Source organism: Neobacillus sp. FW104-15D2 (genome assembly GCF_058790155.1).
The window spans coordinates 18,762-41,183 of record NZ_JBYTCJ010000037.1 but is presented as its reverse complement, the minus strand read 5'-3'; the positions used below and the strand labels follow the sequence as shown (position 1 = coordinate 41,183).

At 35.6% G+C, this 22,422-nt stretch carries 25 protein-coding genes and 1 pseudogene; 3 read left to right on the top strand and 23 right to left on the bottom strand.

Annotation, left to right across the window (positions count from 1 at the left end; translation table 11 throughout):
* Positions 1-424: 424 nt before the first annotated feature.
* The 13 genes from AC3WR0_RS22465 to AC3WR0_RS22405 all read right to left on the bottom strand — a co-directional run bounded on the left by AC3WR0_RS22465 (position 425) and on the right by AC3WR0_RS22405 (position 10,636).
* On the bottom strand, positions 425-1,027 hold the full coding sequence (locus tag AC3WR0_RS22465) for a cysteine hydrolase family protein (RefSeq protein ID WP_492554368.1): 603 nt from the start codon (positions 1,025-1,027) through the stop codon (positions 425-427).
* Between the two features lie 137 nt (positions 1,028-1,164).
* Positions 1,165-1,998: an SPL family radical SAM protein gene (locus AC3WR0_RS22460; protein WP_492554367.1), complete on the bottom strand. Its 834-nt coding sequence runs from the start codon at positions 1,996-1,998 to the stop codon at positions 1,165-1,167.
* Between the two features lie 57 nt (positions 1,999-2,055).
* Complete coding sequence (locus tag AC3WR0_RS22455; protein ID WP_492554366.1) at positions 2,056-2,364, bottom strand: macro domain-containing protein; 309 nt, start codon at positions 2,362-2,364, stop codon at positions 2,056-2,058.
* Between the two features lie 29 nt (positions 2,365-2,393).
* Positions 2,394-3,362: a zinc-binding alcohol dehydrogenase family protein gene (locus tag AC3WR0_RS22450; RefSeq protein WP_492554365.1), complete on the bottom strand. Its 969-nt coding sequence runs from the start codon at positions 3,360-3,362 to the stop codon at positions 2,394-2,396.
* A gap of 20 nt (positions 3,363-3,382) precedes the next feature.
* Complete coding sequence (gene opuFB, locus AC3WR0_RS22445; RefSeq protein ID WP_492554364.1) at positions 3,383-4,909, bottom strand: osmoprotectant update ABC transporter permease/substrate-binding subunit OpuFB; 1,527 nt, start codon at positions 4,907-4,909, stop codon at positions 3,383-3,385.
* A complete protein-coding gene (gene opuFA / locus AC3WR0_RS22440) occupies positions 4,902-5,858 on the bottom strand; it encodes an osmoprotectant update ABC transporter ATP-binding subunit OpuFA (protein WP_492554363.1) in 957 nt (318 codons plus the stop codon). The genes opuFB and opuFA overlap by 8 nt, the downstream gene beginning before the upstream one ends.
* Positions 5,859-5,943: 85 nt before the next feature.
* On the bottom strand, positions 5,944-6,375 hold the full coding sequence (locus tag AC3WR0_RS22435) for a MarR family winged helix-turn-helix transcriptional regulator (RefSeq protein ID WP_492554362.1): 432 nt from the start codon (positions 6,373-6,375) through the stop codon (positions 5,944-5,946).
* 84 nt (positions 6,376-6,459) lie between these two features.
* Positions 6,460-6,801, bottom strand: coding sequence for a MarR family winged helix-turn-helix transcriptional regulator (locus tag AC3WR0_RS22430; protein WP_492554361.1), 342 nt, complete (start codon positions 6,799-6,801; stop codon positions 6,460-6,462).
* A 537-nt stretch (positions 6,802-7,338) separates the two neighbouring features.
* Positions 7,339-7,803 carry an NUDIX hydrolase gene (locus tag AC3WR0_RS22425; RefSeq protein WP_492554360.1) on the bottom strand — a complete coding sequence of 155 codons (465 nt, stop codon included), beginning with the start codon at positions 7,801-7,803 and terminating at the stop codon, positions 7,339-7,341.
* 109 nt (positions 7,804-7,912) lie between these two features.
* Entirely contained in the window at positions 7,913-8,569 is a 657-nt protein-coding gene (locus AC3WR0_RS22420; RefSeq protein ID WP_492554359.1) for a hypothetical protein, read from the bottom strand.
* A 153-nt stretch (positions 8,570-8,722) separates the two neighbouring features.
* On the bottom strand, positions 8,723-8,908 hold the full coding sequence (locus tag AC3WR0_RS22415; protein ID WP_035443180.1) for a DUF2187 family protein: 186 nt from the start codon (positions 8,906-8,908) through the stop codon (positions 8,723-8,725).
* A gap of 195 nt (positions 8,909-9,103) precedes the next feature.
* Positions 9,104-9,913, bottom strand: coding sequence for an N-acyl homoserine lactonase family protein (locus AC3WR0_RS22410; protein ID WP_492554358.1), 810 nt, complete (start codon positions 9,911-9,913; stop codon positions 9,104-9,106).
* Between the two features lie 285 nt (positions 9,914-10,198).
* On the bottom strand, positions 10,199-10,636 hold the full coding sequence (locus tag AC3WR0_RS22405) for a VOC family protein (RefSeq protein WP_492554357.1): 438 nt from the start codon (positions 10,634-10,636) through the stop codon (positions 10,199-10,201).
* Between the two features lie 314 nt (positions 10,637-10,950).
* Here AC3WR0_RS22405 and arr point away from each other — a divergent pair, with 314 nt between their 5' ends.
* On the top strand, positions 10,951-11,367 hold the full coding sequence (gene arr, locus AC3WR0_RS22400) for an NAD(+)--rifampin ADP-ribosyltransferase (RefSeq protein WP_492554356.1): 417 nt from the start codon (positions 10,951-10,953) through the stop codon (positions 11,365-11,367).
* Positions 11,368-11,615: 248 nt separating this feature from the next.
* Here arr and AC3WR0_RS22395 read toward each other — a convergent pair whose 3' ends face one another.
* From AC3WR0_RS22395 to AC3WR0_RS22360, 8 genes and pseudogenes are all read right to left on the bottom strand, one after another.
* A complete protein-coding gene (locus tag AC3WR0_RS22395; RefSeq protein ID WP_492554355.1) occupies positions 11,616-12,014 on the bottom strand; it encodes a VOC family protein in 399 nt (132 codons plus the stop codon).
* A 131-nt stretch (positions 12,015-12,145) separates the two neighbouring features.
* Complete coding sequence (locus tag AC3WR0_RS22390; RefSeq protein ID WP_492554354.1) at positions 12,146-13,942, bottom strand: M3 family oligoendopeptidase; 1,797 nt, start codon at positions 13,940-13,942, stop codon at positions 12,146-12,148.
* A 221-nt stretch (positions 13,943-14,163) separates the two neighbouring features.
* Complete coding sequence (locus AC3WR0_RS22385; RefSeq protein ID WP_492554353.1) at positions 14,164-14,727, bottom strand: group-specific protein; 564 nt, start codon at positions 14,725-14,727, stop codon at positions 14,164-14,166.
* Positions 14,728-14,855: 128 nt separating this feature from the next.
* A pseudogene (locus AC3WR0_RS22380) lies at positions 14,856-14,996 on the bottom strand (IS91 family transposase); the annotation flags it as partial.
* 70 nt (positions 14,997-15,066) lie between these two features.
* The gene (locus AC3WR0_RS22375; protein ID WP_492554352.1) at positions 15,067-16,242 is read right to left on the bottom strand and encodes an ABC transporter permease; all 1,176 of its coding nucleotides are present in this window, start codon (positions 16,240-16,242) and stop codon (positions 15,067-15,069) included.
* A complete protein-coding gene (locus AC3WR0_RS22370) occupies positions 16,239-16,922 on the bottom strand; it encodes an ABC transporter ATP-binding protein (protein ID WP_492554382.1) in 684 nt (227 codons plus the stop codon). The genes AC3WR0_RS22375 and AC3WR0_RS22370 overlap by 4 nt, the downstream gene beginning before the upstream one ends.
* Before the next feature lie 4 nt (positions 16,923-16,926).
* Entirely contained in the window at positions 16,927-18,033 is a 1,107-nt protein-coding gene (locus AC3WR0_RS22365) for an efflux RND transporter periplasmic adaptor subunit (RefSeq protein WP_492554351.1), read from the bottom strand.
* A gap of 3 nt (positions 18,034-18,036) precedes the next feature.
* On the bottom strand, positions 18,037-18,459 hold the full coding sequence (locus AC3WR0_RS22360; protein WP_492554350.1) for a hypothetical protein: 423 nt from the start codon (positions 18,457-18,459) through the stop codon (positions 18,037-18,039).
* 145 nt (positions 18,460-18,604) lie between these two features.
* Here AC3WR0_RS22360 and AC3WR0_RS22355 point away from each other — a divergent pair, with 145 nt between their 5' ends.
* Together AC3WR0_RS22355 and AC3WR0_RS22350 are read left to right on the top strand one after the other, a co-directional pair.
* Positions 18,605-19,321 (top strand): response regulator transcription factor, encoded by a 717-nt coding sequence (locus AC3WR0_RS22355; protein ID WP_492554349.1) that lies wholly within the window; start codon positions 18,605-18,607, stop codon positions 19,319-19,321.
* Positions 19,311-20,735, top strand: coding sequence for a sensor histidine kinase (locus tag AC3WR0_RS22350; protein ID WP_492554348.1), 1,425 nt, complete (start codon positions 19,311-19,313; stop codon positions 20,733-20,735). The genes AC3WR0_RS22355 and AC3WR0_RS22350 overlap by 11 nt, the downstream gene beginning before the upstream one ends.
* Before the next feature lie 741 nt (positions 20,736-21,476).
* Here AC3WR0_RS22350 and AC3WR0_RS22345 read toward each other — a convergent pair.
* Together AC3WR0_RS22345 and AC3WR0_RS22340 are read right to left on the bottom strand one after the other, a co-directional pair.
* On the bottom strand, positions 21,477-21,677 hold the full coding sequence (locus AC3WR0_RS22345; protein WP_027322891.1) for a cold-shock protein: 201 nt from the start codon (positions 21,675-21,677) through the stop codon (positions 21,477-21,479).
* Between the two features lie 482 nt (positions 21,678-22,159).
* Positions 22,160-22,422: hypothetical protein (locus AC3WR0_RS22340; RefSeq protein WP_492554347.1), on the bottom strand; the 263-nt coding region annotated here is incomplete at its 5' end.

Below are 22,422 nucleotides of genomic sequence, written 5' to 3'. Positions count from 1 at the left end.
TTCAAGACATATTCATAAACAAAACGCACTATTACTTCTTTAATATATTTTTTGAAAGACGGATTAAAAAGTAACTAACAAAACCAATAAAAACAAGGATTACTAATGGAACTATCATATTCATAATCATTCTATCGCTCCTATATCCAACTAATTCCCTTTTAATAATTATTCTACATAGGTATCTTTAATCCTCTTAGGTCCAATCTATTAAAGATTCTTGTTCAATTTATACATATAATATAATTATTTAAGTTGATTAAATGGATTATACTGTCTTAAATTTTGACATACGAAAAGAAATATTAATTGAACCTAGGTGTAGTTTTTCCTTTCCTTTCTAATCAACTCGACTAGATAATTAAAAGGAGATGTGCAAGATTGAAATATTATACAATCGGACACAACTCCTTTAATAATAAATTTATTGCATATTTCTTACTATCTCTTCTGAAGTCATCTTTGTTGCTATATTGTTCATTGCATAGTTTAATGCTGCTTCTTGCCATTCTTCACTAATTGTTGAAGTTCCGTCCGTTGCAATTACAACATTATATCCATAATCTGCGCCATCTCTACAAGTATGCTCTACAGCCATGTTAGTCCAAACACCTGTAACTATGATCGTTTCAATGCCTAATCCTCTTAATAATGTATCTAATGGTGTACCATTAAATCCACTCATACGAGATTTTTCTATTACAAAATCACCTTCTATTGGCTCTACTCCCACAACAGGTGCTGCTCCCCAAGTTCCTCTAACAATACTTCCTGTTTCAGCTATAGCTCTAAATATTGGAGCTCTATTGCCAATTCCCTTTGCCCCTTTTTCTACGACAAAGTGATTATGGAAAACAGGGATTCCAGCCTCTCTAGCTTTTTCTGTAATTGCCTTTATATTTTCTACGACATTTTGTTTTTTAGCATGCTCTACAGCACCGGAATCCTCAAACTTACCTCCTTTTATCAAATTATCATTCTGTAGATCAATAATTAATAAAGCTGTTTTATTAGTATCAAATTTCATTTTCTAGTCATTCCTTTCGATATCGTCAAATTAGTTTAAAAGGTTTGTCCCTGACAAAACCTTTTGTTTTCGCTTCATTTTGAAGGGTATTTAAAACTTCCAGGGTATCCTCGAAAAAACATTATTTATAAAGATAGCTATCTAGGGAAAGCATCATTTTTGGAAACCCGTATCATTTCACTAGGAAAATATTTAATAAAATATTTTTCCACCTTTACATGTAAATTTTTTTCATACCACTGGGTTAGTTCATGTTCTTCAAATAAATTCGGCATTCCTAATCTCTCTGAGCGTTTGCCCATTGCACCATCTCCAATGGAAAGTGTATCAATCCAAATATGGTCAACGATTCCATCCAATGCTTTTGGAAAGTCGGGGGTAAACGGTAAAACCGGTGAAATCGAAGCTTGAGTAAATATTCCCGCATCATGAACTTCTTTTAAGGCTTTTATCCGTAATTTAATTCCGGGTGCATATGGAGCAAATATTTGCTTAATATCTTCCCTATCTGTTTCAATCGTCATGGATACAAGGACATTGCATTTTTCTTTTAATTTTACTAACAAATCAATATCTCTTGTAATCAGTGGTCCTCTTGTTTGGATTTGAAGAAAATCAGGAGGATTTTCAATCATTTCTTCTAATATCCCGCTTGTAATTTTTGCTTTACGTTCAATTGGTTGGTAAGGATCTGTTGCGGAAGACATAAAAATGTTCAAGGTATTTTTTTTCTTCCGAAGTTTTATAATTTCTTTTTGGTAATTTTCGACTGCGTTTGTTTTTATGTCTATCCATTCTCCCCATGGAATTTCCTTGAATTTTTGTATCGGCATTTCTCTTACATAACAGTAGTTGCATGAAAACGTACAACCACTATATGGATTCAATGAATGTGTAAAGCCAACATCCAAATAACCTTTTGCTTCAGTAAGGATTTTTTTTGCGAGTATTTCTTTTATTTCAAATCCCATTTGGAATACACCACTCTTTAAGGTTTATCGTATATTTAGAAAATTAGAGGTAAGTTCCTATTTTACCGGTTCAAAGACCTTGATGTATTCCTTGTAATCTCCTTCACTAAACACATTAAATATGATTTTTTCAAAATGATTGGAATGTGTATTTAACCATTCATTAACATTCTTAACAGCAATGTTGGCTGCCTCTAGCTTTGGAAATCCAAACACGCAAGTTGAAATCGCACAAAAAGCGATGGTTTTTATTTCACCGATTTCATTAGCAACTTCCAAACAGGACATATAACAGGAAGCTAATTCTGCTTTTTGTTTTTCCGCTAATTCTGTTCCTTTTGGCACAATAGGTCCAACAGTATGCACCCTAACTTAACTCAAAGTCAGTTACATTTTCAATTAACAACAACAACAACTTTTCCGTTAGCTGTATTACTTTCCATTAATAGATGTGCCATGTGTATTTCATCTAATGAGAAAACCTGTGCAATAGGCACTTTAATTTTTTGTTGTACGATGTGATTGAATAGTTCAACCAACAATTTTTTACTAAAATTCACTCCACTATCAAACTGAGTAAAATACGTACCAGAAGGAATATCCATCATAGGCTCAAAGTTTTCCAACACCCACTCTCCGCCTAAAATACCGGTCATACATAAGATTCCATGTTCTGAAAGTAATTTCAGCGAATTTTTTAATGTAGTTGTGCCCACCAGTTCTAAGACTTTGTTCACGCCGTTTGGAAAAAGGGAGAAAAGTTGTTCTGATAAACTTCCATCCTCAAGTAACACAAAATCCGCACCATATTCTTTTAAAAATCCCAACTTGTTTGTTTTTCGAGTAGTCGAAATGACAGTAGCACCGACACTTTTTGCAAGTTGCAATGCAGCAAGTCCAACAGAACTGCTGCCTCCACGGATGAGCAAAGTTTCTCCCTTTTTAAGCTGAAGCGTATCAAAAAGAGAGCTATATGCTGTGTAATACATTTCAGGGATGGCTGCTAATTCCAACCAATCCATCTCATTGTCAATCGGATAAACCTGTGAAGATGGAATAAGGGTGTATTCCGCATAACTGCCATCAAACTCACGCCCAAGACCACCCATCAGTGATACAACCCGTTGACCATTTTGAAAAGAACTATCTGATGGATCTTCAATTTCTCCTGCGCATTCGATTCCAATAATCCGTGGGAGTTTTACAGATGGAGAATCCCCTTGTCTCGTAAAAATCTCCGATCGGTTAATACCAAACGCCTTAATTTTTACCAGCACCCACCCCGGCTTCACTTTTGGTGTTGGTACTTCCTGTACAGCCAATTCACTTGCTGTACAGGGCTTTTCTAATACAACTGCTTTCATTATTAAGTCCTCCTTATACTCTATTTTTTCAGGAGACCTTCCTTTGTTAAGAAGTCTCTTGCCACATCTTCGGCTTTCTTTCCTTTAACACCGACTTCATAGTTCATTTTTTGCATTTGGCTGTCGGTAATCTTTCCAGCAAGTTTGTTCAATGCTGTTACAATCTCTGGGTATTTATCTATGGTTTCTTGTCGCAATAAAGGTGATCCTTGATATGGCGGGAAGAAATGCTTATCGTCTTCAAGAACAACCAGGTGGTATTTTTGCAATTCACCATCCGTTGAATAGGCGTTCATCAGATTTACTTTGCCTGTTTGAATCGCATGATACCTTACAGATGGATCCATGGTAACAATCTTAAATTTCAGTCCATACACTTGCGCCAATCCAGGATATCCATCTTTTATGTCAGCAAACTCCGGATCAAAACCGGCAGTAACATACTGCTCGACTTTTACAAGATCGGAAATCTTCTTCAAATCATATTTTTTTGCAAAATCTTCTGAGACCGCTATTGCATAGGTGTCATTAAATTTCATGGGAGATAACAATGCCATGTTATATTTTTTTGCCATGCCTTCTTTTGCTTGCGTGTAAACTTCCTTACTGTTTGTGCTTACAGGGTTCTCTTTTAGTAGGTTGGCAATGGCAGTTCCCGAAAATTCAGGATAAACATCTACATCCTTCGATTTTAGTGCATTAAAAACAAAGGTCGTATCGCCTAAGCCTGTTCTTAACTTCACTTTCAAATCTGTGTTTTCTTCAATTAGTAATTTATACATATTATCTAGAATTTCCGGCTCTGGACCGAATTTGCCAGAGATCACGATCGGCTTTTGCTCGTTTTGAAGAAGCGTTGGAACAATCATCGAACCAATAATTAGAACGGTAACCAGCGCAAGAGCACCAGAGGCGACCATTATCTTTTTAAAGGATATTCTTTCGAGTCTTCGGAGGAGAAGGTCAAAAATAATCGCTAAAAGTGCAGATGGTACTGCTCCCAGGATAATAAGTGAATAATCGTTTCGGGAGATTCCAAGTAAAATAATATCCCCTAATCCACCTGCTCCAATGAGTGAAGCAATCGTAGCTGTTCCTATAATAAAAATGGTAGCTGTTCGGATACCTGCCATGATGACAGGCATGGCTAAAGGAAGCTCGACTTTTAATAGTCTTTTTCTTCTGTTCATTCCCATGGCACTTGCGGCTTCCAGTAAGGAGGGCTCTACCTCTTTAATTCCCGTATAGGTGTTCCGCAATAGAGGAAGCAGGGCATAAGCGATTAGCGCTATCACAGCAGGGACGGTCCCTATTCCAAAAAGCGGGATCAAAAGACCTAACAAAGCTAAAGAAGGAATGGTTTGCAGCACTCCAGTAATGCCAATGATATATTCCGCAATTCTTTGTTTTCGTGTTAAATAAATACCTAGTGGTATTGCGATGATTAATGAGAAAAAAAGAGCGATTAACGATAATTCTATATGCTGCAAAAGAGCGTTCAAAAGCTGAGATTTCCGATCTGACAAGACACTTATCAAATTACTCATGAATTTCTCCCCCCTCTCTTAAATATTGAGAAATTACCTTAAGTGCATTTTGTCGGAGGATGATCCCGACTGCTTTTCCATTGTCCTCTACAGAAATTTGTTCGAACGATGCTAGATATTCTAATACCTCATCAACTGGAGTTGATAAGGAAATGGTTTGGGTATCAGATAAAAATCCTTCTCCTACTGGAACAGGTGTAATAAGTTCAGTCAAATTAATCGATAATTTACGGTTGCCAACAAATTCACGCACAAAATCATTCACAGGATTGGTTAAGAATTCGTGTGGGGTTCCCACCTGAACGACTTCTCCATCTTTCATCAGACAAATACGGTCTCCTAGCTTCAGAGCTTCTTGCATGTCATGAGTAACAAAAACAATTGTTTTTTTCAGTTTTCGTTGAATTTCAAGCATATCATCCTGCAATTTTTCCCGGCTAAATGGATCAAGGGCACTAAACGGTTCGTCCATCAAGATGATTTCTGGGTCGGCTGCTAAAGCTCTTATTACACCTACTCGTTGCTGTTGTCCGCCCGAAAGTTCACTAGGTTTTCTATTTCGATATTCTTTTGGGTCAAGACCTACCATTGTAAGCAATTCATCCACACGAGCAGCAACCTTCTCTTTGCTCCAATTTTTTAATTCCGGTACAACTGCAATGTTTTCAGCAATTGTCATATGTGGGAAAAGCGCAATTTGCTGAAGAACATATCCAATATTCCAACGAAGTTCATTGATATCATAGTCGCTAATTTTCTTCCCATTAATCCAAACCCAACCTTTTGATAAATCAATGAGGCGATTGATCAATTTTAATGTAGTTGTTTTTCCAGAGCCACTGGGACCGATTAAAATAAAAAATTCACCTTTCTTTATCTCTAAATCTAAAGACTTTACGGCAAAGGTTCCGCTAGGGAATTGTTTCGATACTTGTTTAAAACGAATCATGTTGCCTCTCCTTTCATTATTCCATTTCCATTTTTTTATCGGTAAATCCCAATTATATAGATATCTATATATTCATCAAAAAAAATTAAAATCTCTCAAGGATTTTTTTTAACAAATGTTCCAACTGCTCTTTTTCATTGTGTGTTAACCCTCCATAAATGACAGTGTTTAATTTTTCTGAGATCTCATGAAATACTGGTTCCAGCTGGATTCCCTTTTCCGTAAGATTAATTAAAGTTATTCTACTGTCCTCCTTACTCTTATTTCTCTCTACAAACCCAAGTTTCTGCAATTTATCAATTAAAACTGTTACTGTCGGCTGACTGCGATGAATTTTTTCAGTCAGCTCCTTCACGGATAAGCCATTTTTTCCGTAAAGGCACACCAAAATATCCCCGTGAGATGGGGCGATACCATCCACTCCGTGTTTGTTAAGTTCCGACAAAATCAAATTGTTTACTGCGTCTCTAATCTTTCCAACTTTTGATGCTGTGTCATATTTTATCATGTTTTCCATTATACATAGATGTCTATATATTTTCAAGTGAATAAAAATGTTATTTATCACGAATTCGAGATAATGTGTTAAAAAAATGAAAGGTTAAACTTTATTCCTTACATTTTTCAAAAGCTGCACCAATGTCTCTGCTTCATCAGAATCTAATGAGTCAAACATTTGATGAACAAACTTATGATATTTCGGCATGATTTCGTTCATCAATTCATTACCATCATCAGTTAATGTCACATGTATCACCCGGCGATCATCTGAACAGGCATGAAGGCTTAATAAACCTCTTCGTTCTAGTTTATCTATACCATAGGTCATCGAACCACTTGAGACCAATATGCAATTTCCAATTTGTTGAATTGTTTGTTTCCCTTTTTGATAAAGTACCTCTAAAACAGAAAACTCCGTAATACCAAGCTTGTTTTTTGTCATTTCTTCCTTTATATTCGGTCATGAATGGCTTTAGATGTTTGCATTAATATCAGAAAGGGCAATATATTGCATTTCCTCTCCACTAATTCCCATCCCCTTAAATAATTTCGAATTAAAATAAATTTTTTTGCCAATAACCTTTTATTTTATAAAACAAAACTGCCACGTTACTTTAAGTACTTACTTCATAAGCTTCTGTGAGGAGTAAACATTTCATCGATTTTGTTCATCCTTAAAGCAAAGTTCGCCCAGGGTTTATTTTTTTATCCTAAAAAATGTTGAACATGATGAACAATTTTTCAAAAGGTATACCATTAGGGATTTGATTTTCGGAGCCAGCGCAGATGCTCTTGAAGTTCTCAAAAGCTTTCTTTTATAGAAGTAATCATTTTGGAGATTTTGTTTTCTCACCAAAAAAGGTCGAAACCATGCAGTCCTATTTTCGGCCAATAAAAAAACTGTCTTTCGACAGTCCTTCTTTGTCCAAAAAACGCACCCAATTGTTGAAGTTCGTATTACACAATCTCACAGAAATCTTTATTGCCTCTGAACAATATGTTCTGTATTCTTTGGCAAATTTTTAATTTCTGCCCTTAAAAATTCTGGATATAATTCTATATCTCTAAGTTCCTCTATTGGTGTCCATTTGTAAATCAATCGGTCTCCTTCAATTCCATTAAACGGGGTGTCATTAATTTCGATAAAGGTTTGGGAAGAAACTGAAAAATACAAACCTATTTCATGAATATCCTTACCATCATATTCAAAGAAGTTTTCAACAATCCACACTAATCCATTTACGGTAATATCTAAATTTAATTCTTCACGGAATTCCCTTTTTATACTTACTTGTGACTCTTCAGCAATTTCAACTCTCCCTCCTGGAAGAGACCAATTACTTTCATTAACGTCTTTATGTAGTAGAACATGCCCATCCTCTATCCAAATACCTGCAACTCGATAATTAAATATTGCTTTTTCGGTCCTAAATACTACATCCACCTTGGTTTTTATCCCCCTAATAAAAATGATGTTTTAAATGAATATTCCATAATAAACACAAAAATCCTTCTTTAACTAACCGCCCTTTGGTTGAATAAGAATGTTTATTCTAACCGTATATATCAACTCCCACTACACTCTTATCCGAAACATTAACAACCAAAACGATCTGTTTGGCAAAGGTAGAAAAACTTCTTATAGTCACAGACTCCTTTAAATTATCCTCTAAAGTCCAACCAGTCGGCTGTAACATAATCGAACCGTTTTCCGCAAAGAAGGAACAGTTTAGAAAATCAAATAGATCTTCAGTTTCCTTGATATATAACTCATTAATATATTGCTTATTTATTGTGTAATATTTTAAAGTTTTTGGATAACTTCTCATTTCCAAGCTTTTAGAGCGAAATAAATCGGGGACAACAGGGTAAATTCCGTTTAACAAAAGGTCTTCGATCATTTTTTTAGATCCTTCTTTTAAGCCTCTTACGTTTATTTCTTTTAATTTTCCATCAATAAAGATTTGTTTTACATCTACATAATGAGGTACTACCTCATTCATAATAATCCTTTTAGCCTTCTGATTGGGTGTAGGGAATGATGTTAATGCATTTTCATTTAAAATTACATCAAAGGAGGCAAAAAGCTGGCAAATTTCATTAATTCTAAATAAATCTTCTTTTGACTCAATCCTTTTAAGTCTCAGTTCCCCAATTTCTTCTTTAGAAGCTAATATTGGTTCTTCAATTTCAGAGATCCATTCGAACATAATTACCCCTTAATTTAAATGACCTTTATTACATAATATACCATATATAAGTTGTATCTTCTTCAACTAAATAGCACCATTAGAACAAAAAAAACCCGGCTATTATGTGGCCGGATCTTGGACTATTGCCTCCGTTACTTTAAGTATATTTTTTCACGAAGATGCATTATTAATTTTATAATTTTTATGATTGACTATGGTTGTAATTGGTTCATCTTTAGCTTTATTGTATCCGTACTCAACAATAACAGAATTTTCTCTTATAACCGTAACAATTCCTTCATGGCTTATTCCTTCACGCGTAAATGTAATATTGTCCCCGATTTTAGCAGTTGTCATTTTATCACCCCGAACTTATTATTTTCCGCAAAGATAAAATAATGCAGGAACAATTAAAATACTAGCTCTAGTTATTGCAAAAAAAAAGAAAGCTACCGCAGCAACCCTGTGTTAACGAAAGCACCTGTTTATTTAACTATAATTCTTCACAAACTAACTGTGTAAGGCATCCCTTTTTTTGCTAAACTGCTACATTTACGTTTCTCCAATTGTAAAAGGAGTTATCTCGGAATCGTGATTTGCTATTACCCGTATGCAATCCTTCCTTTGTGAAAAGCTTTGTATCCATTCTAATGATTTCTTAGCGTGAATTTTATTAGATATGACACCAGGCAATATCAGTTGTTCCCAAGATTTCTTTGCATATCCTACGTCACTCGCTAGCAACAACCAGCCTTCATTCATTTTAACTAGTAAAGAAATCATCCCCTCGCTATGCCCAGGAGTATGAACTAGAAATAGAGTACCATCTCCAAAAAAATCAAGCCCCTTATTAAAAGGACCATATGGAATATCTTCTAAAATAAATGTATCTATCGGGATACCTTCCCACATTGATTTAATGTACCCAATTTTTTTGTTTGCAGCTTTCAACTCTAGTTCGCTTGTAATTATTTTTTTTGCATCTTGTACGTGACTTAACCCGCTAACGTGGTCCGAATGGAGATGGGTTAAAAAAACAAAGTCTATTTCACTGCTTTTTACTCCAAAGTTATTTAATTTATCAACTATTGATTCACCCACAGGGAGTTCTCCTCTGAACATAGAGTACGCTAAACACCCCAAATGGTTTTTTTGATTAATCCTTATTTCTTCATTCCAACCTGTATCTACCAAAATAAGCCCTTTAGGATGCTCAATGAGGTAAGTGGAAACGGGAACCCACATCTTTTTATTTTCTCCCCGTAGCCAACCCGAATATGGGATAGGGTGTAATCCTTTCTCTCGAAAAGCTAATGCCCGGTCAATATAAACCCTGCCAGTATGCCATATATGGACCTTCATTCTAATTCCCCCTTTGAAACAAATATCTTGGCCAATTATATTTAACATATTTTAACATATGGGGAAAAATTCAAGTCAATAAAAGCAAATTTTAAGATAATCCAATAACTACTCCATTCACAAATCCAGGCCAAGCATAAGTTTTTTTAAGCTACCCCTGCCACGTTTGTGGAATAAGGAATTCAACAAAAAAGGCGTTAATCCTACCTGGATTAACGCACCCAATAGTTTAAAAAGAAATCTTTAAAGTTGGAAACCTAAATCATTTAAAGTTCCATTCAATATTTATCTGATTTTCTCCGCCAATTCTAAAATAATTCCCTCTGGACCACGAACGTAGCATAACTTATAACTTTCTTCATATTGCTGTATCTCACTAAAGATTTCCGTGCCCTTCTTTTTCAATTTTGAAACAATAGCTTCAATATCTTCAACAGCAAAACAAATATGTCGGATACCCAGCGTATTTGCAAAAGGCTGCTGAATATCTTTTTCATCTGACGGCGTATAAAATTTGACTAGCTCTATCCATGCCTTACCACCCGGCATTCCCAATCCTACACATGCCGTTTTAACATCCTTAAGCCCAACTATTCGGTCCAACTGTTCTCCATCCAATTCCCATTCCGCTTGCACTTCAAGTCCTAAATCAAGAAAAAACGCTTTAGCCTCTGAAAGATCATTTACATTTATACTCACATGATCTATTCTATTGATCTTCATATCTCATACCTCCTATATTCCTGTTATTTTCAATACCTGTATTCGTGTAAGGTTTGTTTGAAATTCTAATTCGCTTATAACAGAAAATATCCTTCTTCAACAATCCTGCCACGTTTGTTCAATAAGGAATTCAACAAAAAAAGGCGGTTAATCCTTCTGGATCAACTCACCCGGTAGCACAATAACAAAAGTGTCGTAAGTTCCACTCGTGACTTTAATAAAACTAAGAGTTTTACCGGAAATACTACTACTATTTTTGTAATTCCTATACTATAGTGTAAATACAAATCTAAATGTAAAGGATGTGTATCAATATGAATGACAAAAAAGCTGTCTTGGATAAAGGTCCTTTCTTTCATGGTACTAAAGCAGAACTAAAAATTGGAGATCTTTTAGAACCGCAACACTTATCAAATTACCAAGACAAAAAATCGAACTATATATATTTCACTGCAACATTAGATGCGGCTAAATGGGGTGCTGAATTAGCAGCATCTAAATCAAAAGAAAGAATTTACATTGTAGAACCATTAGGTGATTTTGAAAATGACCCGAACTTAACTGACAAAAAATTTCCTGGAAACCCAACACGTTCTTATAGGTCTAAATCGCCTTTGAAAATAATAGCTGAAATTTCTTCATGGGAAAGACATTCCGATGAAGAAATAAATCATATGCTTACATCTTTAAAAAAACTACGTGAACAAGGAAAAGCTGTAATATACGATTAATCTTCATCATCTATTAAGTCATGACTTAAAAGGAGTAGCGTCAGGAAAATGCGGATTTACCAACGTAAAGTATATTACAACATTGAAAAATCGGTTCCTTTACCATTAGGAACCGATTTTTTTGATTTGGCTTATTAAGCAAACGCAGCCGTTTGTTTAAGTACAATATTTACAAAATCAAAAAAATAAAGCTTTAAGATAAAAATAGGTATTACCTAATTTAGTTTTATTAATTTCCCCTAAAACCTTTACAAAGGAAGATTTAGTTGCCACGAAACTCCGAAGCGGTCATTTACCCAACCAAACTTTTTACTGAAACCATAATTATTTAAAGGCATAAGCGCTTGTCCACCTTCATTAAGTTTCTCATAAAGATTGTCAAGTTCACTTTCAGTATTACAAGTAACAAAGATTGAGAAGGAAGGTGTAAAAGAGAATTGATGTTTTACATGACTGTCAATACACATAAATTCTTGCTCTTTCAAGGTAAAAGTAGCCTGCATTACGGTGCCTTCTGGTCCAGCTTCATTAGCTCCATATCTAACAATGTTTGTAATTCGAGAATCCTCAAAGATGGAAGTATAAAAATTCATCGCTTCTTCTGCGTTGCCATCTTGAAACATTAAAAAAGGTGTTATCTTTTCCATATTTATCCTCCTAATTTTATGTATTAAATTTATTATAGTTGATTTTCTTGTTGAACTAAACTGCCCCTGTAGTACCATAACTTCCTCATAAAAAGCGTCAATCCATTGTTTTGATCAACTCTCCAATACTTTTAAGAAGATGTTAGTTTTATAAATTCTTCTGCATCTTTGACACATAATTCCATTCCTTTTTCCCAGAATTCCTCTAAAGTAATATCTTCTCCTAAATGTTTCATAACTAAATCTTCCACAGACATACTTCCTGAATCACGCAGTAAGTTCATATAATCTTTCTCAAAATCTTTCCCCTTCTCCTTTGCCTTTGCATAAATGCCCAATGCAAATAAATACCCAAAAGTATATGGGAAATTATAAAATGGCGATTGAGTAATATAGTAGTGTGGTGTCCAAACCCAAGAATAAATCGAAGGTTGTTCTAGGGAACCAGCATATGCCTCATTTATTGATTCTTCCATTAACTGATTTAGTCGATCGGCTGAAACAATACCTTCATTACGTTCCTCGTAAAATCTCTGCTCAAATAAGAATCTCGAATGAATATTCATAAAGTTCATTACACTACGTTTTAATTTTTCATCCAGTATAAATAATTTGTCTTCTTTTGAATTTGCCATTTTCATAGCCGCATCAAAAATAATCATTTCGGATAGGGTTGAAGCAGTTTCAGCAATACTTAACGGGTAACGCTTATTCAACCCATTAACAGACTTCATGGCATGATTATGGAAAGCATGCCCCAGTTCATGAACAAGAGTTAACACATTTAAAAAAGTACCGCTAAATGTCATAAAAACTCTTGATTCACCTGTTAGTGGAAAACCAGCACAAAATGGAATAGCGGACTTATTTGGTCGATCTTCTGCCTCTATCCAACCTTCATTTAAAGCTTGCCTAACGAATCCTTCTAGCTCGGTTCCAAACTGACTAAAGTGTTCCGTAATAAGTGTAGCAGCTTCCTCGAATGATATCTCTTGATTATTTTTTGTAACGGGAGCCCAAAAGTTATAAGCCTTCATACTAGATCCGCCTATCATTTCAGCTTTTCGCTTCAAGTAAACCGAGAATGGTTGTTTATATTTACTGATCACTGTCCACATCGTATTCAGCGTTTCTTCCTCCATTCTGTTCTTTTTCAATGAATCTTCTATTACATTTTTAATCCCACGTTTGTTATTTACTTGTATACGAAAGCCAGCAATGTGATTTATTATTTTACTAAATAATTCTTCTTTCTCTTTCCAAGTTGACTCTAATACATAATGGGATTCCTTACGCACTTCTTCATTATGGTGCGAACGCAAGTTAATGGCTTGTCCAACAGATAGATTTTCTTCTTTTCCATTAATTTGGATAATTACGTTAATACTACTTACTAGATTATTATAGAAATGTCCCCAAGCATGGTATCCATCAACCATTAAATCTGAAATTAAATTTAGCTCCGCTTCTGACAAATTCTTATCTGCATTTTCACGCCATTCATTTAAAATAAATCTATACTCTTGTAATTCTTCGGTTTCTAGTATGCTTTCCCAAACATCTTCCTTTGTATTTGTTAATATCTTCTTTACTTTCGATAATTCTTTTTCAAAACGGGATTCCTTTTGAGCAACTTTTCCTCGTAAATTCGTAGCATCTTGATCCTTTGGATTTTCTGCAAAGAGACAAGTGATAAACGAATTAGCTTGCGATAAGTACAAGCGAATGGTTGCAATGTTTTCTACTAAATGGACTACTTTAATTACTTCATTTGTTGAAAGTGGAGTAATAAATGATTTAACGCTACCTTCTAGTTCATGTACAAGAGCTTCTAATCGATTGACATGTTCTAAAAACAGAGTTGATTTGCTTCCCCCCATAAAAATCTTATCTAAATTCCAAACTCTTGGATAGCTTATTGTCTCCATTAGTTACCTCCCCAAAATATGTATATTTCAACAAAAACGAACGTATATTCTTACCGTAACATATTTTAGAGGTAAAAAATCACTACAATAACAAGAAACACTGATTATTGTAAGATCAATATCTCTTGTTCAACTCTTCTGTCCCGTTAGCACAATAAAAAAAGGGATAGCCGCAGCCACCCCATCTTTAACATAAGCCTTAAAGTCCAATACTTCACAATCTATTTGAGTTCATTCCAAGTTATTATTTCAACATTGCCAATTTCGACTTCTCCGAGACTTAAAAAATGTGGGACGTAGTGAAACAATCCGAATCTATTGCCTTTTATGCTTTCATCTTTGTAATATTCAGATGTAGCAGATGGCAACCCTGTAAGTTCTTTATAATAATCCATATCCACTATCTTAATTTGATCTTCCTCGATAGGTTCTGCTGGACCTTTATATTTCTCTTTGGAGTAATGATAGATAGCGTTTTTATTGTTTTTTAGATTTTGAATAGGAATTTTAAAAAAGGACTGTTTTTCTTTAGTCTTAATTTCTAAAGCTGTGATTGCTTGGTAAACGTAATGAGGATGCAAGGGTAGAAAATGTAAAACATCATTCCATAAACAATTTAGTTTTGGTACTTGTTTTCTAAGCAGTTTAGGTCTCCCAGGATGGTCAAAATACTTTTTAGTATATTTATCATACAATTGAGGATAAGGATTCTTCAAAGAATTTAAGGGTATCAATTTGTCTCCTTCCATATCATTCGGTACCATATGATATACATATTGTTGCATAAACAACACCTCCGATTCTAACCAAGTTCTAGATTAACCCTTTATTTTCCTGCTACCTTATCGCACTAAACTGCCCGTTAGCACAATAAGAAAACGGGATAGCCGCAGCCATCCCACATTTTACATAATCCCCCTTTGGTATTCCCACAATCTCGAAATTTCTCTACTTCCATAATAGCAATTGGACGAATCTTTTCCATATTACTTTTGAACTTTTCCCAATATTGGTTTTCATCGAAAAAAATACATTTTACAAAAATTGTCTTAATATGAAAAAAACCACAGCATCAAGTACTGTGGCATAAGAAAATTTTATGCTTCCTAATCTTTTAAAAAAATCTATTCAAAATGCAATGCTTCAATCGGATTAAGTTTAGAAGCTTTATAGGCCGGCAAAATGCCGAACAGCAATCCAATGATAATGGAAAATACTAATGAAATCAAAAGGATAAACGGAGAGATTATCGTTTCTAAACCTGTCGCGTTTTTTAAAATAATCGACCCGGATATACCAATTAAAATCCCCAATATTCCACCCATTGTTGTTATAATGACAGCTTCTATTAGAAATTGGTATAAAATATCTCTTCGTTTTGCTCCAATAGCTTTACGAATCCCAATTTCTCCCGTTCTTTCTGAAACCGATACTAACATTATGTTCATAATCCCAATACCGCCTACTATTAGTGAAATACAGGCAATACCAGTTAGCATGACGGACATGAGATTGGAAACGGAACTTGCGGTGTCCAGCATGTCTTGCTGGTTCAGGACTTTAAAACTGTTTTCATCATTCTTAAAAATATCTTTTAAACTTGTATCGACATTTTTTAATACCTTGTTAACAGAGTTATCGTTCTGTGCTTGAATAAAAATGGACTTTATTCCCGGGATATAAAACGTTCGTTCTGCTGTACTTGCTGGTATAAGGATCCGGTCATCATCTGAACCTGCGAGTGTACTGCCTTTTGAGTTTAGCACTCCGACTACTTTAAATGTAACACCGTTGATTTGGATACTTTCCCCGACCGGATTTATGAATCCAAAATAATTTTGTGCAATATTTTTACCTAACACAGCGGTTTGTGTCCGATAGTCAAGATCAAGCGGTGATATAAATCTTCCCTTTTCCAACGTTAACCGCCTAATATCCTGATAACTGGGATTGATTCCGGAGATATCAATTCCGTCTATAAGTTTTTCGTTCCTTTTCACGGATGCTGACTGGCTGATGACGGGTGATAGCGTTTTGATGCCTTTTATCCTCGCAAACTTCATGGTCTCTTCATAACTAAGAGTGGTCTTGTTCCCTCTTCCTAAAATATTGACATAAATTAAATTGGTTCCAAGGTTTTGAATTTGCCCTTGTACCTGTTGCTTTGTCCCACTTCCAAAAGACACGAGAATAATGACAGATGATATTCCTATAATTATACCGAGCATGGTCAGAAATGTTCTTAATTTATAGGACGAAATGGTATTCACAGCCATCTTTACCGCATCAAAGAGACTCATGAAAACACCTCCATTGTCGACAAATCCCCATCTTTTATCACTAAAGTTCGGTCGCTTTGTTTCGCAAGAATTGGATTGTGAGTAATCATGATAATTGTTTTGCCCTGCTCATTTAACTCCTTTAAGAGTTCCATGATGTTTTCTCCTGTTTTTGAATCTAATGCACCAGTCGGTTCATCCGCTATAATAATGGGTGCATTGGTTACCAAACCTCTTGCAATCGCGACTCTCTGTTTCTGCCCTCCGGATAATTCTGCAGGCTTGTGTTTCATTCGGTCACTTAAACCGACCCGCTCAAGTGCTTCCGTTATTTTTTTATTTCTTTTTACTCTAGATATTCCTTGGTATATGAGAGGGACTTCGACATTTTCATAGGCTGTTAATCTTGGAAGCAGATTAAAATTTTGAAAAATAAAGCTGATCTTGCTGTTTCGAATGGATGCTTTTTCGATCTCAGTTAAATCCTTTACATTCATACCATCCAAAAAGTATTCGCCTTCATCAAAGTGATCGAGCAGACCCATTATGTTCATTAAGGTAGATTTACCCGAGCCCGAAGGCCCTATAATAGCGACAAATTCATTTGCTTGTATTTGCAGATTAATCTTTTTCAATACTTCAAATTGGGGTCCACTATTTGAGGTGCGAAACTTTTTCGTTAACCGGCAAATCGAGACGATCGGATTACTTTTGTTTTCCACCTTTTTTGCCCCCAAACATTTTCTGTAAGGACCCGTTTTTCTTTTGCTTTTTCCCTTTATCAATTGAATAAGTTTTAGGGATGATTACGTTCTCCCCATCCTCAAGTCCTAAAACGATTTCTACTAATTGATCATCGTGTATACCTGTTTTGATTTTCACCATTTCCTGTTTGCCGGAAAGTGACTTCACCATCACAAACTGGTGTCCATTTTTCTCTTGAACTGCTTCCATCGGTAGTGTGAGAATGTTATCTTTTTCTGAAGTCAAAATATACGCTTCCCCGGTCATACCAGGTTTTACGCCGGTTCCCGCGGTCAATAATACCGTTACACTAAAAGTAGAAACTCCATTTTTTATTTCTCCAATTGAAGAAATCGAGTCCACCATTCCATTTATGGAAGTTCCGGGAAGAGCGTTTAAATTAATTTGAACATGTTGTCCCGGTTTAATTTGTGAAATATCAAGTTCGTCGACTTCCAAATTCATCTTCAGCTTCGTTAAATCAGCTATTTCTAATAAAGGGTCCCCTTTTTGAACCTCATCTCCATTCTGAGCGGATACTGCGACCACTGTTCCATCAAATGGTGCCTTAAGCGGTGGAACCTTCTCATTACTAAGTAACAGATTCAGCTTGTCCCTTGCCTGCTGCAGCTCAATATTGGCTTTATCTGCCTTATCTTGTAAATCCGGATTCTTAGTTACATCTCCGTGTTCGAGCTGCCGCCCTGCACTCGCAGCATCAATCGCCGCCATTTCAACATTTGCCTTCGCTTCTTCAATGTCATTCTGAAGATTTTGATCCAGGAATGTGACTAAGTCTTCATCTTTTTTTACTGCCTTTCCTAAAGAAACGTTAATCTCATTAATCGTTTCAGCTGTTCCCGCTTTAAAGAATTTAATTTGAGAAGAATCTACTGTACCGAGAGCATGAACCCTTGATTGTATGCTCCCTTTAGAGACTGAAACGGTTTTTATTTTTGATTGTGGTTGAGCATCACTTTTTTGATTTTTTATAATAAATACCACGATTGCAGCAATCAATATCGTAAAAATAACTGTACCGATTAACCACTTTTTCTTCTTTTCCAATCCTTATTCCCCTTTCTTCGGATTTTTCGTTTTCTCAATCTGTGACTGAATTTTCTTTGTCCATTGCAGCTTTTTTTCGTTTAACTGATTTTCTGTTATGTTCGGGTTCTTTTTCTTAAATGCATGCTCTCGATTATTAACTAAGAAATCAATCACCTGTTGCTCTGTTTTGTTTTTCTCTTTTGCTATTTCAACGATACTTTTTCCAGCTTTTTTTTCATCTCTGAAATCTTTTTTGCTGATGCCTAGAAACGAATACAATTGAGGGTCAATTTTTGTATTCTTCTTTTGGTGGTGACGTGATTTTCCATTCTTTTTATTGGTAACCGCAGCTTTAGAAGAATGATTTTGTGTATTCGAACACCCCATGAAAAGTGAGGACGATAGGGCGATAACAAATGCAATCATTATGATTTTCCATTTCATGATAGTACCTCCACTAGAGTTTTCTAGAATCTGAATAAAGAGTACTTCAATATTGTTTCAGGATTATTTCAGCCGTATCTGTAGAAACCTATAATTACAATGCAGGTGCTATAATAAAGAAAAAGAATTTACGAGGTTTAAGATCATGATCTATTCTATAAAACCACAAAGCTTCACCATTCTATTAGTGGATGATGATATTAATATTTCAGAGATGGCTAAGCTTTATTTACAGAATAAGGGGTTTCATCTATATCAAGCCTTTACGGGAAAAGAAGCATTAGAGATGTTCAAGAAACACTCAGTTGACCTGGTTATACTGGACCTCATGCTTCCGGAAATGAACGGGTGGGAGGTTTGCAGGGAAATTCGTAAAACCAGTGACCTTCCCATTCTCATGCTTACGGCTAAGAGTGAAAGTGAGGATAAAGTATGGGGGTTTAGTCTGGGGGCTGATGATTATTTGGTCAAACCATTCGACCCAAATGAGCTGATTGCACGTGTTATCTCCCTGCTTAGACGAACCGTAAAAGCCGAAAAAATGTCAACCAACATTCAATTTGGACAGCTGATAATAGATACAAAAGCATGTACCGTTACTTGCAGTAACGAAACCATCGATTTAACTCCACGTGAATACCAATTGCTTTTGGTTTTTACGAAACATCCTAACCAGGTGTTTCATCGGCAGCAATTATTAGACCTTGTTTGGGGTGATGATTACTTCGGAGAAGACCGTGTAGTGGATGTTTTTGTTACGCGTTTACGTCAAAAGCTCAGTCAAGATGACGGCAGCTGGAAAATAGAAACCGTCCGGGGGATCGGTTATAAATTTACGGTGGATGATTCACATGAAATTTAAATCTATTTTTCAAAAATTATTAGTCTACTCTGTCATCGTCAATATTATTGGAATGGCGCTTCTGGCTGCCATTATTAATTATTCATTAAAAGAAATGTTATTTAAGAAAAAAGAAACCGCGCTATTTCACCAAGCAGATCAGATCCTGACGATTATCGGAAACAGTCAAGACCCAATCAATGACCCTCTCTTTAATGAGTTTGTTGCCTATAATAAAAAACTGTCAAAGGTTAAAATCGACTTGCTTTTATCGGCACCGCCAAATAAGGCAACTCGCACAAAAAAACAAGAGGAGAAGCTATTAAAGCGAGCAGACATCAAGAATGCGAATATTATTAATCAGGTGTTAAAAGGTAAAAGAATTACGCACATTGGGACGTTTGAAAAAAATAGCGAAAAGGAAGTTTTAACCGTAGGTGTCCCGGTAACAAGACAGGGTCAATTTATCGGTGCTCTCTTTCTTTTGACACCTATTAAAGAAGTACAAGCAGGAGAAGTTTCAAAGATAATTATCATTATTTCAGTCTCTATGTCAATACCGGCATTATTTGCTCTCTATTGGCTTTCAAGGAGAATTTCAAAACCACTTGTCCAAATGACTCATTCTGCCAGTTCAATAGGTAAAGGACGTTTTGATGAAAGGATTACGGTTAAAAGTAAAGATGAAGTGGGTCAATTAGCGCAAACCTTTAATCATATGGCTGATCAGTTAGAAACCTTAGAAAAGTTAAGAAAAGAATTAATACGAAATGTCTCTCATGAACTAAGGACTCCATTGACCTCTGTAAGAGGATTCATTCAAGGAATGTTGGAAGGGGTCATTTCTCCCAATTTGCAGAAGAAATATTTAACCATAAGCTTAAAAGAAATTGAACGTCTAAGTAAGCTGTTAAACACCATTTTAGATTTATCCGCTATTGAGTCAGGAAAGGTCATTCTGCAGCCTGTTTCAATTAGCTGGAAATCACTCATTCAAAGTGTTTTAGACAGTATTCATATTCGAACAGTTGAAAAGGATATTACTTTAGTGGAACATTTGGAAAATCCGGAAGACCTAAAAATAAAAGTAGACCCCGAACGAATGAAACAGGTTATCTTTAATTTACTCGATAATGCTGTGCGTCATACTCCCCCACAAGGTACGATAAAAATATGTAGTCAAGTAAGGGAAAATCATTTTGAAATAAAAATTGCTAATAGTGGCAAGGGAATAAAACCTGACATCCTTCAGTACATTTGGGAGCCTTTCTTTACCGAAGAATCCTCTAGAAATTCTCTACGAGAGAGAAGCGGACTTGGACTGGCTATTACAAAGCATTTGATTGAATTAATGGGAGGATCCATTTCGGTAGAGTCCAATTCAGAAAAATGTACAACCTTTACCATTCTACTAACTACCAACAACATTGATTGAAAAGTGGTTCAGCAAACAAATGGTATAAAGTTAAAAAAGACCACTCCTGGTCTTTTTTAACTCCGCTTAGAAAGAAAATGACTCCGATTGATAATGGTCGGAATCCACTACCAAATCAAATCACTCTTTTATTAATATCCGATCACTTTTACTCCCAGGCTACGAATTACAAAAAATTCCACATCTTTATTGGTCTCATTCATCATTTGGTGCCGCGTTAAAGCGGGTATTTTATAAAAATATCATAAATTATATATCAGACAGATCCCCATATATACATAAAATAAATACCAAATATAAGGAAAATAAAGATAAAGAAATAGAAAGATAAATAACCATTAGCCTTGAAAACTTAAATGTTTGATTATTAATTTCATTTCCTTTTTTAAAATAAGAAATAGTGGTGATGATTAAGGCAAACACCACAATAAAAATGGAAGCCAACCCGATTAATTTTGCTAAGGCATCAGCCATATCTATTCTTATAGATGGTTAAGTATGCATCCGAATAATCGGAAAAATTGACAAATGATTTATGGGAATAAACTAAGGCTGTTTCATTAATAAAACTTACTAATCAAAGTTAATAGGAGAATTTGTGATTATGTGATACACTTTGTTTACCATTTGATTTACTTGTTTACATGTGCCCTACTCATTCGTGAGTGGGGCTCCTTGTTTTTTTTTTAAAAATAAGAAAAACAGACTCTATATAGAGCCTGTTTTAGTTTGTTCTTATTATTAAGCTTTACGCACGTTAGCTGCTTGAGCCCCACGTTGACCTTGCTCAACGTCAAAAGTAACTGCTTGACCTTCGTCTAAAGATTTAAAACCTTCGCCTTGGATAGCTGAGAAATGAACGAACACGTCTTCTCCGCCTTCACGCTCGATAAATCCGAAACCTTTTTCTGCGTTAAACCATTTTACTTTACCTTGCTCCATTTTGTTTCCTCCTGCTGTGTGCTTTACACACAATGTGTTACTATCCTTGCACTCAGTGATCATCAAGACGAAAAGTTAATCTTATACTATCCTTTACACCGAACAAAAATAATTCTTCTAAAGTTTAACATTTATTAAAAGTATTTGCAAGAAGACATAAACACAGCCATTTTTGCCACTCGTGAATTTTCACACCTAGTATTGGATTCTTATGTTGTTATTATTCAAGTAAAGCCCCCATTAGTTTAAGTGCAACCTTCACAAACGCCAAAAATCATTCAATAAGAAAAAGTATTAACCTTGATTAGCAGGATGATGACAGCTCTGCTAGTACTAGCTCTAACATTTACTTTGCCCCTGGTTACACCAACGCTGGTATTGGGCCTTACAGTTAAATCAATTACTATACACCAGACTAAAATAAGGCTGACCCAGAAGAATTCAATAGGTCAGCCTTTATTGGTTATCATTTTTATTTAGGTTTACGCATTTTCTTTACCGCCAAATTTGAAGCCGAGATGACCGGTGTATTTACCAAGATTACCGCCAAGATGAGCGCCTATTCCTTGACCGCCGCCTAGCTGGCCGCCTGCTTGGACGCCAAGCCCTTGTTGGCCTCCTAACTGGCCGCCCGCATGAATGCCAAGACCTTGGCCGCCGCCTAAGTTGCCGCCTGCTTGGACGCCAAGCCCTTGTTGGCCTCCTAACTGGCCGCCCGCATGAATGCCAAGACCTTGGCCGCCGC